The 14,857-nt window shown below is 51.8% G+C and carries 11 protein-coding genes; 4 read left to right on the top strand and 7 right to left on the bottom strand.

The genetic code is table 11. The features are described 5' to 3' along the window. Positions 1–531: 531 nt before the first annotated feature. A complete protein-coding gene (locus B0F88_RS18915) occupies positions 532–1,914 on the top strand; it encodes a PepSY-associated TM helix domain-containing protein (RefSeq protein ID WP_104425499.1) in 1,383 nt (460 codons plus the stop codon). A gap of 299 nt (positions 1,915–2,213) precedes the next feature. Here B0F88_RS18915 and B0F88_RS18910 read toward each other — a convergent pair whose 3' ends face one another. The 5 genes from B0F88_RS18910 to B0F88_RS18890 all read right to left on the bottom strand — a co-directional run bounded on the left by B0F88_RS18910 (position 2,214) and on the right by B0F88_RS18890 (position 4,938). Continuing rightward, positions 2,214–2,636 (bottom strand): hypothetical protein, encoded by a 423-nt coding sequence (locus tag B0F88_RS18910; RefSeq protein WP_104425498.1) that lies wholly within the window; start codon positions 2,634–2,636, stop codon positions 2,214–2,216. 80 nt (positions 2,637–2,716) lie between these two features. Further along, positions 2,717–3,202 carry a cupin domain-containing protein gene (locus B0F88_RS18905; protein WP_104425497.1) on the bottom strand — a complete coding sequence of 162 codons (486 nt, stop codon included), beginning with the start codon at positions 3,200–3,202 and terminating at the stop codon, positions 2,717–2,719. Between the two features lie 41 nt (positions 3,203–3,243). Beyond that, the gene (locus B0F88_RS18900; RefSeq protein WP_104425496.1) at positions 3,244–3,567 is read right to left on the bottom strand and encodes a hypothetical protein; all 324 of its coding nucleotides are present in this window, start codon (positions 3,565–3,567) and stop codon (positions 3,244–3,246) included. 305 nt (positions 3,568–3,872) lie between these two features. Then, positions 3,873–4,373 (bottom strand): OmpH family outer membrane protein, encoded by a 501-nt coding sequence (locus B0F88_RS18895; RefSeq protein WP_104425495.1) that lies wholly within the window; start codon positions 4,371–4,373, stop codon positions 3,873–3,875. Positions 4,374–4,608: 235 nt separating this feature from the next. Next, entirely contained in the window at positions 4,609–4,938 is a 330-nt protein-coding gene (locus B0F88_RS18890; RefSeq protein ID WP_104425494.1) for a TraR/DksA family transcriptional regulator, read from the bottom strand. 97 nt (positions 4,939–5,035) lie between these two features. Here B0F88_RS18890 and B0F88_RS18885 point away from each other — a divergent pair, with 97 nt between their 5' ends. From B0F88_RS18885 to B0F88_RS18875, 3 genes are read left to right on the top strand one after another with little or no spacing between them, the layout of a single operon-like run. After that, on the top strand, positions 5,036–5,941 hold the full coding sequence (locus B0F88_RS18885; protein ID WP_104425493.1) for an AAA family ATPase: 906 nt from the start codon (positions 5,036–5,038) through the stop codon (positions 5,939–5,941). After that, positions 5,938–6,876, top strand: a complete 939-nt coding sequence (locus B0F88_RS18880) for a DUF58 domain-containing protein (protein WP_104425492.1) — start codon at positions 5,938–5,940, stop codon at positions 6,874–6,876. Before B0F88_RS18885 ends, B0F88_RS18880 begins: the two co-directional genes overlap by 4 nt. Further along, positions 6,846–8,819 carry a transglutaminase TgpA family protein gene (locus B0F88_RS18875; protein ID WP_258076741.1) on the top strand — a complete coding sequence of 658 codons (1,974 nt, stop codon included), beginning with the start codon at positions 6,846–6,848 and terminating at the stop codon, positions 8,817–8,819. Before B0F88_RS18880 ends, B0F88_RS18875 begins: the two co-directional genes overlap by 31 nt. Positions 8,820–9,003: 184 nt before the next feature. Here B0F88_RS18875 and recD read toward each other — a convergent pair whose 3' ends face one another. Beyond that, on the bottom strand, positions 9,004–10,650 hold the full coding sequence (gene recD, locus B0F88_RS18870; protein WP_104425491.1) for an exodeoxyribonuclease V subunit alpha: 1,647 nt from the start codon (positions 10,648–10,650) through the stop codon (positions 9,004–9,006). Then, positions 10,647–14,225: an exodeoxyribonuclease V subunit beta gene (gene recB, locus B0F88_RS18865; protein WP_104425490.1), complete on the bottom strand. Its 3,579-nt coding sequence runs from the start codon at positions 14,223–14,225 to the stop codon at positions 10,647–10,649. The genes recD and recB overlap by 4 nt, the downstream gene beginning before the upstream one ends. Positions 14,226–14,857: the final 632 nt, after the last annotated feature.

The following is a 14,857-nucleotide window of genomic DNA, read 5'->3' as shown; positions in this document are numbered from 1 at the left end:
AACGATCCCTCTGATGAGGGCTTGAGGTTAAATTTTAATTGTTTTATCGGGGGCTGTTCAGCGGGGTGTTCTCCGCGGTAGCGGCTTCGTCCAACAAGTGATTATATAGTTTTCTGTATATCTACCACAAAACCTGCTTCGCCACCATAAAATTATAATATACAAGGCTTTTCCATTTCTGCATATCATCTTAAATGCGTGATAACCGGTGTCTACTTGAGACCAAATTGCTGTCGTTTAATCAGACGAGGTGATCGACAGCAAAGGGGCGACAGCGGCTATTCTACATTGCCAAAAAACCACAACCGCTACTGGCGTGATCCTATCGATGGCTAGGAGGCTTACCAGTAAAATGATCAATACCCAAGCCGTTCAAGCCTGTCTGGCATTTCTGACGCAGGAAAATGCGCTTTAAACAATGAACCGCCGCCACTTTGAATATTGTCGGTTTTGCCTGGCACGCAGACAAAAATAAACACCGCATAATCCCGTATGGGATAATTATCGCTTTATCCATCACCTGACAACGCTATGCAATTCCCCATTCAACGCCTGCTCAACCGGGCAACCTGGCTTAAGGTTCATCTTTATCTGGCTTTAATCGGCGGCTTCTTTTTTGCGCTGATGGGGCTGACCGGCGGCATCAGCGTTTACCGCGAAGAACTGGACGAGCTGTTGAACCCGCAGCTGGTTATCGAGCAGCCGTCGGGCAAGCGCCAGTCGCTGGATAAAATCATGGCCGCAGTGCAGGCGGCACATCCCGAACGCTACGGCTCCTGGACGCTGGAAATGCCCAGGTCGCCTCACGGCATGATTACCGCCTGGTACGACAAGCCCAGAGAAACGTTCTTCGAGCTGTACGCGCCGCTGATGGTGTCGGTGAACCCGTACACCGCCGAGGTCGTCGCCAGCCGGTTCTGGGGGCAAACGGCGACCACCTGGCTGCTGGGCCTGCACACCCAGCTTAACCTTGATAGTTTCGGCTGGAATGCGGTGGGCGTTTTGGGCTTATTGCTGATGGTTTCCGTCGCTACCGGCGTTTATTTGTGGTGGCCGGGTATACGGGGGATTTGGGATGCGCTAAAGGTCCGCCACAATGCGGGCATGATACGGCTTGCGTTCGACCTGCACCGCCTGATCGGGCTGCTTAGCGCATCGGTCTTATTATTGCTGGCATTCACCGGCTTTAACCTGAGTTATCCCTCGATACTGGAAACGCTGACCGGCTCATCCGGCATGGAACACGGCGAAACGGGGCGCGACATCGTCAGCACGGCGACTCCGAACAATCACCCGGTCAAGCTGGAATCGGCGGAATTTGTCGCACGCGGCCCGTTTCCCCGCGCCGAGCTCAGGCGGGTCACCACGCCCGCCGGCGACAGCGGAATTTATCGCATCAATTTACGCCAAGGCAGCGAAATCAATCAGCGGCATCCCTACACCACGGTCTGGGTTGACCGCTGGAGCGGCCAGGTCAAGGAAGTGCGCGACCCGTCCGGGTTTAGTCCGGGCCAGACTTTTGCGACCTGGATATGGCCGATGCACACCGGCGAAGCTTTCGGCGCGACTGGCCGGTTTATCTGGTTTCTTTCCGGCATCGGGCTGTTTATTCTCTATGTCAGCGGCCTGCTGCACTGGTTGCACCGGCACGGCAAGATCCAGGATCGAAAGGTGAATTTTATCGATAAGGATGCCGCGGCGGCCGCGCTACGACCGCTGGCTTACCGCTTGCAGGACGCGGCCTACCGCGCAGGCCCGATGTTTTTCAGGCTAAGCGGGCTGCTGCGGCAAAAGACAAAACTTTATGCGCCGCAGGTAAGGAAAGGCTATGCAATGCTGTTGCAACGGCTGCGTTCGCTGATAATAAATCTGATAAACCGGCAAAAGCGGATAGGGAAAAATAACTGGGAGTGACGCCAAGACCGTTAAATTTATTTTATGTGGAACCTCGAAAAACCTGTTCCGTTCATGCTTCGACAAGCTCAGCACGAACGGAACAGGTTGGTTTTCTTAGAACCGTTCGTATTGAGCTTGTCGAAATGCGAGGTTTTTCGAGGTTCCTATGTGTGAAGGAGCGTTGGCTGGAGTGCAAGCTCTGCTTGCATTAGCGGGCGAAGCCTTCACTCCAGATGCCCGGCATTGGGGATAATGCATGGGCTGGGGAGCCGTGTAAGTTGAGCTGCCGATCCAATCTACACGGCTAATATTTCAGATTAACGCAACAGATCCAATGCCTTTTCAGCGGCTTTTTGTTTAGCTTTTTTCTCGATCGCCTTAGTGGACTTAGGCGCATTCTCAACCTGTTTTTTCAATTTTTGAGCGGATTTTACCGCTTCGGCGGCTTTTTTTGCTTCTTCCGGGGTCGCTTGCTCGATTTTCTGCTTAACCGCGTCCTTGAGTTCTTTTTTCGCTTGATCTTTCAGTGCATCAGGGGCGTTTTCTACGCTCTCTTTTAATTTCTGGGCATTTTCCAACGTTTGGTTTACAGCCTTGGCCTTTTCAACAGCGTCCGGCGCTACGGCTGTGGCGGTATCTTTAGCCGCTTGTTTTGCCACGCCTTCAAGTAAACTTTCTTCGGCCAACACTGAGTTTGAGGCGAATAAAAACAGAATGGATAAAATCGCTTTGTTTCTCATCTGGACATCCTTTAATGGGTAGTGATTTGAGCCGACAGAATACTACATCGAATCTTGATCAGCGTGTTTTTTGGGCTACCTTATCTCACATATTTTGAAATTCGTCCCCATAAATGCGGAAATTGATTTTTTATGGTCCGTTGTTCCGCCAATTCCATATCCTCATATTCAAATCCGGGCGATACCGCTTCGCTGATTAAGCCGAATTCGCCCGTCTCTAACTCGGTTGCCTTCCAGCAACCGCCTCGAACAATTAATTGCAGTTGCTGTCCCTTATCAAGGTCACTGCCTAGCACTTTCATCTCAAGATTACCGTCAGGATGAATGATGAAATAGCTCAACGGGGAACCGCCGTGAAAATAATGAATAATGTCCGACTTGTTTTTATGCAGATGGCCTATCGGACTGTCGTCGGTCAGCATGTAAAAAATAGAGGACAGCAAGCATCTCGGTTTTGCATCGGAAGATATACCGGTTTTCAGCTCGGAACGATAGGTTCTGGCAAAATAGCCGCCCTCGATATGGGGCTCCAATGATAACTTCTCGATCAGTTGTTGCTTGTTCATGCCGTCTTGCTGAGCGCCAATAATTTTTGGTGAATAGCTGCTTACTTCAATGAATCTTCAAATTCACTGATCAGCCTTTTCTGCATCGTTTCCGGCATTTGATAGGTATCCATATCCCACCCCTCCAAACGCAATACATCTTCAAGGCATTGTTCCAACTGGGCATGCGTCTTTTCGACTGTATCGGCAATGGCTTGATGTACGGCTTTATCCGTGTCAGTCAAATTCAGGCATTGTTTTTGATAATTAAATAAAGCGCGTTGCTCGTTAATCGCTTTACAAACTTGCGCCGGACAAGAGCAGGTGTAAACAAGGGATTGTTGTAGAATGCTGGTAATGATTTCATTTGAAAAACGGATATTCATATATTTTCCTTACCCTAAATGGACGAAGAATGTCCTTATTATCCCTCATAAGGGGCTCAAGCTCTAATTATCTGCAAAGCCTCTGGGTCCTCCGTATATCGAAAGTACGGCAAGTTCGCCGGCTGAACCGGGGGTAAGGCGAATTCAAAAATACTTCGACTGCAAGGATGCCGACGCTTTGCGGGAAAAACTGTGAACTACAGGGGAAAGAGGCTGTATGCATATCGTAAAAGCGACCGGCTGACCGCCTTTACGATGAAATCTAACAAACCATCAGCCGTTGAGAAACTGGCGGTAAAAAGCGATTAATTAGGCATCGCTGCTAATTTTTGTTGAACTTGAGCCGTGACATCGATCTGTTCGTTGGCATAAATAACGCCGTCGGTCAGCAATAAGTCAAAGCTTTGCTCTTTGGCTATGCCGCGGATAACTTCAACAATGCGGCTTTGCAATTTGCCCAATTCTTCATTGCGGCGAACATTAAAATCTTCGCTGAATTCTTGTTGAGCTCTTTTTGCATCTCTTTTTTTGTTCAGAATATCTTTTTCCATGTTGCCGCGTTCTTTTTCGCTCATCACGGCTGCATCACGGGTCATTTTTTCATCCATGCTTTGGATTTCTTTTTGCTGGGCGACTAATTGCTTATCGCGCGGCGAAAATTCTTGTTCCAGACGTTTTTTGGCTTTTTCGGCTTGAGGAGCTTTTTCAAGAACGGCGGGGATATTGACAAAGCCGATCTTTAAATCAGCAAAGCTTACGTTGGTGATAAATAACAGTCCTAAAAATAGGGCGATTTTTGTTTTCATTGTTAAACAGGTCTCGGGTTATAGTGGAATAAATAGTGCTTGAAAAAAACTTGGTAGTTTTGCTGAATTATAAGGGTGGCGGGCTTATTAAACAAAAAGATTTGCACAAAACTGCGTTGGAGCCTTTAGTTTTAGCGATGTAGAGGCAATCGGCGACCGGTCGGCCGCCATTTATGCCCTGCGATTTATCGATTGTTCACGCTTTGTGACGCCACATATCCAAATTTTTTATTCCTTAGCGGCGCGCCTGACTGGCGCACTTGATGCACATCGTGGTGTAAGGCACGATTCTTAAGCGTTCCTTATTGATCGGTTCGCCGCAAACCTGGCATGATCCGTACCCGCCTTGATCTATTCTGGCGATAGCCTCCTTGACCATTTCTATTTCCGTTCTGGCCGCATTGCCCAAGCTATCCAGAACTTCGTCATTCTCGGCTTGGGCCGCCTGCTCTTCAAAGTCCTTGTCTAAAGGCTCTTTGACATCGTGGGTGATTTTAGCCAACCGATCGTCAAGTTCTTCCAGCATGTCGATTAAACTGTGGCGCACTTCTTCATATTCTTTCATCGCAAATCCCTCTTTGTGTCCGGCCTTAGTGGAGCTTTAATCTTGCTCTATAATAAAACCGAATTTCATTAATAACCCAAGCATCCTATCACCCCCCATGCAAAATGCAATCGATCAACTTTTAGATTCAGCCAATCAGGTCATACTCGGCAAACCCCGGCAGGTTCGGCTTAGCGTCTGCTGCCTGCTGGCGCGCGGCCATTTGCTGATAGAAGATATTCCCGGCGTCGGCAAAACCACGCTGGCGCACACCCTCGCCAAACTGCTGGGTTTAAACTACCAACGGATACAGTTCACCAGCGATATTCTTCCCGCCGACATCATCGGCGCTTCGGTATTCGATGCCAGGAATCACGCATTCAAATTTCATCCCGGCCCGGTTTTTAACCAGATGGTGTTGGCCGACGAGATTAACCGCGCCACGCCCAAGGCGCAAAGCGCTCTGCTGGAAGCGATGGAAGAGCATCAGGTGACAGTGGAAGGAAAAACCTATCAACTGCCTGAGCCCTTTTTTGTGATCGCCACGCAAAACCCGTCCCACCAGATAGGCACGTTTCCGTTACCTGAGTCGCAATTGGATCGGTTTTTAATGCGCATCGAACTGGGCTATCCCGATCATCAGGCGGAAAGGCAATTGCTTGCCGGACAAAGCCGACGTAATCTGTACGAATCGCTGCCTGTCCAGCTGCCGCCGGAGCAATTACAACAAATACAACAGGCGGTTAGCCAAGTCCATGCGTCGACCGCCCTGCTTGATTACTGCCAAGCCATCATTGGTTTCACCCGCGAGTCGTCCGAGTATCACTGCGGCTTGTCGCCCAGAGCCGGGCTGGCGCTACTGACAGCGGCCAAAGCCTGGGCGTTTATGGACCGGCGCGATGCGGTTATCCCGGAGGACCTGCAAGCCGTACTGGCGGCCGTCGCAGGGCATCGGCTGCGGGCGGGCAATACCGATTCGGAAGCCATCGTCGCGCCGATCCTGGCTAACGTCGCAGTCCTTTGAACCTGAAAGAACGCTTCCGGCTCAGCCGGTTTATTTCCGGCGAAAAAGCCGTTGACGAGCCTGTCACCTTAAACCACCGGCGCATCTTTATTCTGCCGACGCAACGGGGTTTGGGCTTTGCCGTGCTGATTGCCCTGCTGTTGCTGATTGCCTTTGTCTATAACAATAACCTGGCCTATATGCTGGCGTTCTTACTGGCGAGCGTTTTTTTCGTCACCATCCTGCACAGCTACAAATCGCTATCCGGCCTGGTTGTGCAAAAAGGCCGGAGTAAAGCCGTGTTTGCCGGAAAAGCCGCCGGCTTCGAGATCCATATCAACAACCCTGGCGATATGGAACGCCGCCAGATACATATTAAACTGCAAGACAGTCAAAGCCTGACAATGCAACCGCAAAGCACGGCGCATATCACGCTTTATTCAATAACCCGGCAAAGAGGCTGGCACGAAGCGGGGACGGTCACCGTCTCCAGCACGTTTCCGCTGGGCTTGTTCCGCACCTGGTCGCCGATCCGTTTTAATCTCAAGGCCTTGGTTTATCCAAAACCGGCCCATCTTGAAATCCCTTTTCCGGTAACGCCGTCGGCGCAAGGCCAACAGGGGTTCAGCCGCAAAAGCGGCGATGACTTTTACGGCTTGCAGCAATACCAGTCCGGCGACCCGATCAAGCACATACACTGGAAAGCGTTTGCCAAAGGCCTGGGCGCGTTCAGCAAACAATACGGCGGCGAAGATTCGGCCCAAATCCGGTTGGATTACGAGCTGGCGCCCGGACATGATGTTGAACAACGCTTAAGCCAACTGTGCCGCTGGGTAGTCGATGCGGAACAAACCGGAATCAGTTACGGCTTTTCTTTGCCGGGATTAAAACTGCCGCCCGATAACGGCCCGGCGCATTATCGAAAATGTCTGGAAGCGCTGGCGCTGTTTCGATGATGATGAAAACGGAACTCGACAAAAACGTTTTAATCTTTTTACTGTCCGCAATCGGGCTGATTGTTTTTCCGCATGTTTACCATATCCCGACCGCCGTTTTCGGCTTTTTTTGCCTGCTGCTGGCCTGGCGGTTTGCCGGGGTCTGGAAGCCAAACCTGCTGCCCGAAACAGCGGTTATTTTTTTGCTGGCCGCCTGCGGAATCGCCCTGCTGTATAGCCTGCATCAAGGCATATTCGGGCGCGATGCCGGGACCAATTTGTTTATTACCGCGCTGGGGCTCAAATTACTGGAGATTAAAAAAGAGCGCGATCTTTATCTGGTCAGCTATCTGGCGTTTATCGTCGCGGCCTCGCAGTTTTTATACGAGCAAAGCATACTGATGGCGGCTTATATCCTGCTGGTCTGCTGCCTGCTGCTGGCGACGCTGGTGGCGATTAACAGCTGCAAGGCGCAGACACCGGCGTCATTAAAAACAGCCCTGATTATCACGCTCCAGGCGATACCGATTGCGGTGGCCCTGTTTATTTTATTTCCCCGCCTTGAAGCACCAAGATGGATGCTGTTTAACGAGCCCCGGCAAACCCGGTCAGGCTTGAGCGATACTATGGAGCCCGGCTCGATCAGCAATCTGGTCAAATCTTACGAACTGGTGTTCCGGGTAAAATTCGCCGGCGCAATTCCGCCGCCTGAGCAACGCTATTGGCGCGGCCCGGTTCTTTCTTATACCGACGGCAAGCGCTGGACCCCGGCGGCTTTCCTAAAACCTCTTAAAAGTCCAGCCGTTACCGGTGCGCCTTATCAATATACGATGCTGATGGAGCCGCAGGATAAAAACTGGATTTTTGCGCTGGATATGCCCAAAGGCTTTTCCCCGCCTTTAAGCCTGAATGCAGGCTACCAGCTCATTACGTCAGACAGCCCTGGCAAGCGCGCCGAATATCAAGTGACGTCCTATACCGACTACAACACCGGTCCGATCAACCCTGGCGAATACAGAACCGCAACGCAGTTGCCCGGCGAACCCTCGGACAGGATCAAACAGCTGGTCAGCCGCTTGCACGGCTTCGACAGCCCCCCCGACGACTTTATAAAACAGCTGCTGAACCATTTCAGGGCTGAAGATTTCCATTACACCTTGACGCCGCCGGTGATCGAAGAAAACCCGATTGAAAGCTTTTTATTTAAAACCCGTTACGGTTTTTGCAGCCATTACGCGTCCGCCTTCGTGTATTTAATGCGCGTCGCCCATATTCCGGCGCGCGTCGTTACCGGCTATCAGGGCGGCGAGCTGAACCCCGTCGGCGATTTCCTGGAAATAAGACAAGCCGACGCCCATGCCTGGGCCGAAGTCTGGCTGGAGAACCGGGGCTGGGTCCGGGTCGACCCGACAGCCGCGATTGCGCCGGAAAGGATCGAACCGGAGATTAATGTAACCCGGCAAACCGCCTACGGTATCGCAACAGCCGACAAATACCTGCCGCTGCCTGCTTACAACTGGCTGAAACATACCCGTCAGCTGTGGACTAGCGTCGATTACAACTGGCAACGCTGGGTCATCAATTACGACAACAAAAGCCAGTCCGGCTTCCTGTCGTCGTTCGGCATTAATGACCTCAAAGCCATGATTTACTGGATGATCGCCGTCATAGGATCGATCACCGCCGTGCTTTGCTGGTTTCTGCTGTACCAAAAACCGAAAACCGCCGACAAAGTTTTGCTGATCTATAGCCGGTTTTGTAACAAGCTCGCCAAACACGGGCTGGTCAAAAATCCCGGCGAAGGGGCTAAAGACTTTGCCGAAAGAGCCAAAATAAAACTGCCTGAGCGGGCGGAAGCCATAGACCGGATCACTGCGGTATTTATCAGGTTGCGTTACGGGCGGACTGCAACCGGCGAGGATTTGCAGCAATTGAAGATGCTGGTTGGTTTGTTTAGAGCCTGATTGAGTCTAAAAACGCAGTTGAGTGTTCAAGATCCCGTTCGCCCTGAGCCTGTCGAAGGGGTGAACGGGATCTTGAATGCTCGCCAAACGGAGCATGGTTCCAGTTCCATGACGCATGGCTTTATCTGTAATAAACCATTCATACGCATTTTCCGCTGGCCTGCTACTACGCCAAGCCTATATTTCAGACCTTGAATTTATCGGCCAAGCCTGTAGTTCTCTGGATTTTCTGCCGGACTGCCGCGGCAAACACCGCCTGATCGGCGACCAGTTTGATGGTTTTCTTTGCCCGGGTAATTGCGGTGTACAGCAATTCCTTGGTCAACACCGGGTTGACCGCATCGGGCAGGACGATCAACGCTTCCTCGAACTCGGATCCCTGGCTTTTATGTATCGTCATCGCAAAAACGGTCTCGCAATGCGGTACGCGGGCGGGCAGGTATTTTTTGACGCTGCCGTCGGCGCGCTGGAAAAACACCATCAATTTTCCTGTTGCAACATTGTCCGGCATGCAAATGCCAATATCGCCGTTATAAAGATGCAGCGCCGGGTTGTTTTGGCTGACCATAACCGGCCGCCCCGGATACCATAAACCGGACAAATCGATCCGCTGTTGTTCGGCCAGTTTTTGTTCGACCCGGTAATTGATGTCGGCCACGCTGTTTTTTCCCTGCCGGTTGGAACACAGCACCTGGAAACGGCTGAATGCCTGATAAATCTGCTCGAATCCGGCCTTGGCCTTAATCAACTGCAAATACTCCGCTTGCTGCGCCGCGACGTAATCGATTAAATCTTCATCGAGACATTGCACCGCACAGTCGTCTCCGTCGCTTAAAATTTGCCAGGCGAGTTCATCCTGCTGAAGGTTGACCGCTTCGGCCAGCTCTTTTATAGCGCCACCGAAACGGTGCGATTTCTTTAAGGTGTAGACGTTGTTTTGCAAGGCCTCCGCGATCGCTAAATCGGCCAGCACCGCCCCGGATTCGACTGAAGCCAGCTGATCCTTGTCACCCAGCAAGATCAAGCGCGCGCCGGGTTTTAACGCGTCAAGCAGCTTGCTCATCAAGGCCAGATCGACCATCGATGCTTCGTCAACCACGACCAAATCGTAGACCAGCGGCTTGTCGGCGTCATGCCGGAAATACGGCGACGGCGGCATTGCGCCCAGCAAGCGATGCAGCGTGGTTACCGTTTCCGGGATATGATTTTTTATCGCCTCCGAACACGGCAGTTTCGCTTTGCTGAAGCCGATCGATTCCTGCAACCGCATCGCGGCCTTGCCGGTCGGCGCGGCCAGGGCGATATGCAGCGGCTGTTCCGCCAGCTCCTGCAACAACGCCAGAATTTTAACGACGGTAAAGGTTTTGCCGGTTCCCGGTCCGCCGGTAATGATGCTGAACGACTGCGTGGCGGCCATTTTCGCGGCCTCGCGCTGGTCTTTGTTTTGATCAAGCGCATCGAAATAACGATCCAGCATCGCGTCCAGTTTTTCAACAGAATGCCCGGTTTGAGCCATCGCCTTGATCTTCATCGCCAGCCGGTTTTCGTAATGCCAGTAACGGTGCAGGTACAGGCGGTCCTGCTCGATAATCAGCGGCTGCGGACTGGCTTGCCCGGCAGCAGCCGTCTCTGCCAGCCCGGAAGCGAGCAGCAATGTCCGTGCGTTATCGTCTAACCGGATGCAACTGTGGCCCTGGTTTTGCTCGTAAGACGCCGTCATCACGATAGCTTCGAAAGCCTGTTTTTGTCCGGGATCGAAGTCGGTACGCTGACTCAAAAATCGGGCAAAGGCGGCATCCAGGCGGCTGAATGATCTGTCATCGTCTGTCACAGCTCTCCCCCAAATAATGCCGCCAAGGCTTCAACCCGCTCAAAATCCGGCCTGTCCTGATAAACGCCGCTCATAGGCTGATCCGGCTGCATGCCGCGCACGAACAAGTAACGCACGCCGCCAAAATGCGTTTCATAATCATAACCCGGCAAGCGCGTTTGCAGATAACGGTGCAGCACGACCGTGTAAATCCAGTATTGCAGGCCGTAATTATGTTCGCGCATCGCATCAGTTAAGCTGCCGGAGCTGTAATCCGGCAGGCCGTTGGTTTTATAGTCCATCACATAATACTGGGGCGTGGAACCTGGAAGCGCGCAGACCAGGTCGATAAACCCGGTCAAATAACCGCACATCTGCTTGGCCGTCAACGGCTGGAAAGCCGGGGTATCGCGCAAGATGCGGTTGATCTGGGCCGCGTCCATCGTTTGCATCGATAAATAAAACGGCATTTCCTTTAAGCACTGATTTTCAGCCAGATTCATCAGGCAAAAATCGGGATTCGCCTCGGACAGCGGCGTTGTCACCGCAGCTTGCAGCAGCTCGTCCAGCATTTGGGGCCGTTCCAGCTTCAGGCCGTAACGCTGGCAAGCCTTGTCCCGTTGCGCGGAAATATCCTTGCGCTCGGCGAGGTCGATGAACGCATTGTTTTCCAGCAAATCATGCACGATATTCCCGACATGCGCGCCTCTGGGTAATTCCGGTGTTTCAGCGCCGGGCTCGGTCCTCACAGTCGGCGACTGTTCTCTTGCCTTGTCTTCCGGCAGCTCCGGCGCATCGCTCAGGCTTAATGCCGACAAGGCGGTATAACTGCTCATCTGCCAGTTCGTATACAGCGACCTTTTGCGCTTTTTTGCCTGCAACCGGCTATCTGCAACGGTTTTATGATAGCTGCCTGCTATGTCGCCCGGCGCCTCCAGCAGCCGGTAATCGGCTTGATCCTGAAAGGCTTTCAGCTTTGCCTGTTGCGCGGAAAAATCCGCCTCCGCAAATTCAAGCAGCCAGGCCATCGCCGAATCGTTCGGTTTATCTTGCGAGCGCACGTCGGCCCAGGCGATATAACAGCGATACTTGGCACGGGTAACCGCCACGTAAAACACCCGCAAATCTTCGGCCAGTTCTTCCTTTAAGGCCAGTTCGCGACGGCGCTCGAAATCCTCCGAGCCCAAATCGACGACTGTTTGGCCGTTTTCATGGCACCTGATCAACAACCGTTCGCTGTGCAACCGGTCGCTACGTTGCCAGAGATAAGGGCAAAATACGATTGAATATTCCAGTCCTTTTGAGCGGTGCATGGTGACGATTTTGACCGCGTCATCGTCGCTTTCAAGACGCAGTTGCTGATCTTCCGCGCTGCCCGCTTTGGCAATCGCGCTACGCAGCCAATCCAGGGTTTTGTTAATGCCGAGATGTTCATCGACAGCGGCCTGCTGCACCAGCTCGATCAGATGATGCAGGTTGGTCAGTTGTCTTTCCGCCATCAGCGTTTTCGACGCATTGGCCCTGATTTTTTCCTGAGCCAGCAAATGCTGCATCATCGCCATCAAACCGGTTTGCTGCCAGTCATGAAAATAGCCAAGAAAGCGCGACACCCAGACGTCCAACTCGATCTCGTTATTGATCAGTTGGTACAGCGTTTGCCCATCCAAACCGAACCAGTCCAGCGTCAATGCCTGTTTGAGCAGGCCGCTATCGCCGGGGTAGGCTACGGCCTGTAACAGGCGGTATAAGTCTGCGGCTTCCTGAGAGGCAAAAACCGACTCCGTGCTGTTGAGCACGGAAGGTACGCCCGCAAGCCGCAATGCTGCCTGATAGTCCCTAGCCTGGGTATTGGTTCTGACCAGTATCGCAATATCTTTAGGCAGCAAAGGCCGGTTCATAGGTTGCAGCCTGTAACCGCCGGTCAACAAATCGACGATTTCATTCACAACGGCGATCCTGATTTCATCGGCCGCCTTGCCCGCCGTCCAGTATCCCGTTTTGCTGTCGCTTTCCGGCAGCTGCCACAGCACCATCGGCATCGCCGCCCGCCCTTCATAATGCAACTCGCCGTTATCTGCCGACAAGCCGGGCTCAACATTGATAAACTCGAGGCCGTCCAGAAAAAACGCCCGGTCTCTTTGGAACAATGCATTCACCGCTTTGACCAGCTGCGGATGCGAGCGCCAGTTATGGCCCAGGGTGAATTGATGCTCGGCGTGTTTTTGCGCATCCAGATACGAATATATATCGGCGCCGCGAAACTTGTAGATCGCCTGCTTGGGGTCGCCGATTAAATATAAATACTGGCTGGGAGCGGCAAACGACGAAGAGAAAATATGCCACTGGCTGTCATCCGTATCCTGGAATTCATCGATCAGCGCGACTTCAAAACGCTGTTGCAATTCGGCCGTCAGCAATTCGCCTTTGTCGCTTTGCAAGGCTTCAGCCAGACGACTGATTAAATCATCGAAAGACAACACATTAAGCTGGTGCAAACGTTTACCCAGCTCCTCGCGTAAGCTGTCCAGCAGGGTTTTACGAAACACAAGGGAGATTTGTCTGAACGCCGCAGCCAGCGCATCGAAAGCGGAGGTATCTGCGGCTAATTCGGCTAAATATTCGGCCTTGCGCTGATCGCCGGACTGGGTTTTATTGGTCCTGAATTTGTTGCCGTTCAGCGCATCGGTCAAGCCGTTTCCGGTCAATAACGCAAAGGCTTCGGCATCGGGAATCTGTGTGGTAGCGCCGTGCAGCCATGCACTTAGCGAATCATAGTAATAGTCGAATGTATCGGTATAGCCGACCTTGAACTTATCATCGGCGAAACTATTGCGCAAAACGGTTGCACATTTATCCAGCTGATCTTTCGCCAAGTCCGCCTGCCGTTGTAACTCTTTTAACGCGGCATCCAGGCTCTCGCAATCAGGATAAACGCTAAGTTGGGCATGGGTTGCCAAGCCGTTGCCGGGAAATGCGGCGACACTGGCAAGCAGCGCATCAGGAGTATTAAAGTCCGCCGTTAGTACCGCAATTTCCCAGGCCGAACGCTGGTAAACCTGCTTACGCCAGAAATCGTCCGCACAAGCCTGTTTTATCTCCGCCAAATCGCCGGTTAATTCGGCATCGAATAATTGCCCGCTCTCCAGCGCATGCTCCCGTAAGACGCGCTGACAAAAACCGTGGATGGTGAATATTCCGGCCTGATCTATATCCAACAAGGCCGTAGTCAGGCGCTGCTTGATCAGTTCCGGCGCTATATCCAGACTATCCAGCCATTCGGTAATATTGCGGTCGATATTTTGAGTTTGCCCGTCCTGAGCCTGTCCTGAGCCTGTCGAATGGGCTTGTCGAACGGAGCCCTCCAAAGCCCGTCTGGCTTCGGCCAACCGGGAACGGACCCGGTCTTTAAGCTCTTCGGTTGCCGCCTTGGTAAAAGTGACCACCAGCAATTTTTCAATGGCGATACCTTGTTCGACCACAAACCGCAACACCAGCATCGCTATGGCATAGGTTTTCCCCGTTCCGGCACTGGCTTCGATCAGGTTTACGCCTTTTAGTAACCCGGTTTTAACCGGATTGAAATCATTAATTTTCATGCGTAAACACTCAATGCCTTTTAGGAGTTACGGTCAAAATCCAACACCGTCATCGGTATAGAATCAGAGTTGGCTATTCAGTTGTGTTTTCAACAGTGCCATCCCCATCAGCGGAGTTGAAAAGCTACCTTTTGATTTTTTTCTGCTCACTTCAGCGAGAAAATTTACCAATCAAACACCTGCGTTCTTTTCCACAATTTCTGTGGATAACTCTGTGTACAAGCTATAGATACCGCTACTCAGCTGCGATAAAACCTGTCTTTGGGTTAAATTGTAGCATTTTTATACAGCAATTTAATGCATGAATAATCAATAAGTTAGATTTACGCAATATGCCTAGGCGGCGTCTGAGGCAGCGGGTTTCCGCATGAATGCCCACAAACTCAATCTGTGCATAAGCTGCGACCTCCAAAGCTATGGCCTAAATTTTAACCGGTGTTTTTTATCTCTGCCAAAGTCGGCGCTGTAAAAGTACATGACAATATCAAGATGACTACGGCTTTTCACCGCAACATTCTTGGTTTTAAAAACTGCGGGCAAAAAAAAACCCAAGCGTTTCGGCTTGGGTTTTTGATTTAAGAGCTTGGCAATTCCCTACTTTCGCATGGCAAACTGCCACACTATCATCGGCG

Source organism: Methylobacter tundripaludum (assembly GCF_002934365.1).
In the GTDB taxonomy this organism is placed as follows: domain Bacteria; phylum Pseudomonadota; class Gammaproteobacteria; order Methylococcales; family Methylomonadaceae; genus Methylobacter_A; species Methylobacter_A tundripaludum_A.
This window is presented reverse-complemented; position numbering and strand designations above follow the sequence as displayed.

Bases quoted from the DNA above. Each gene is read 5' to 3' on its own strand.
- B0F88_RS18915 (WP_104425499.1), top strand. From the start codon at position 532: ATGCAATTCCCCATTCAACGCCTGCTCAACCGGGCAACCTGGCTTAAG.
- B0F88_RS18910 (WP_104425498.1), bottom strand. From the start codon at position 2,636: ATGAGAAACAAAGCGATTTTATCCATTCTGTTTTTATTCGCCTCAAAC.
- B0F88_RS18905 (WP_104425497.1), bottom strand. From the start codon at position 3,202: ATGAACAAGCAACAACTGATCGAGAAGTTATCATTGGAGCCCCATATC.
- B0F88_RS18900 (WP_104425496.1), bottom strand. From the start codon at position 3,567: ATGAATATCCGTTTTTCAAATGAAATCATTACCAGCATTCTACAACAA.
- B0F88_RS18895 (WP_104425495.1), bottom strand. From the start codon at position 4,373: ATGAAAACAAAAATCGCCCTATTTTTAGGACTGTTATTTATCACCAAC.
- B0F88_RS18890 (WP_104425494.1), bottom strand. From the start codon at position 4,938: ATGAAAGAATATGAAGAAGTGCGCCACAGTTTAATCGACATGCTGGAA.
- B0F88_RS18885 (WP_104425493.1), top strand. From the start codon at position 5,036: ATGCAAAATGCAATCGATCAACTTTTAGATTCAGCCAATCAGGTCATA.
- B0F88_RS18875 (WP_258076741.1), top strand. From the start codon at position 6,846: ATGTCTGGAAGCGCTGGCGCTGTTTCGATGATGATGAAAACGGAACTC.
- recB (WP_104425490.1), bottom strand. From the start codon at position 14,225: ATGAAAATTAATGATTTCAATCCGGTTAAAACCGGGTTACTAAAAGGC.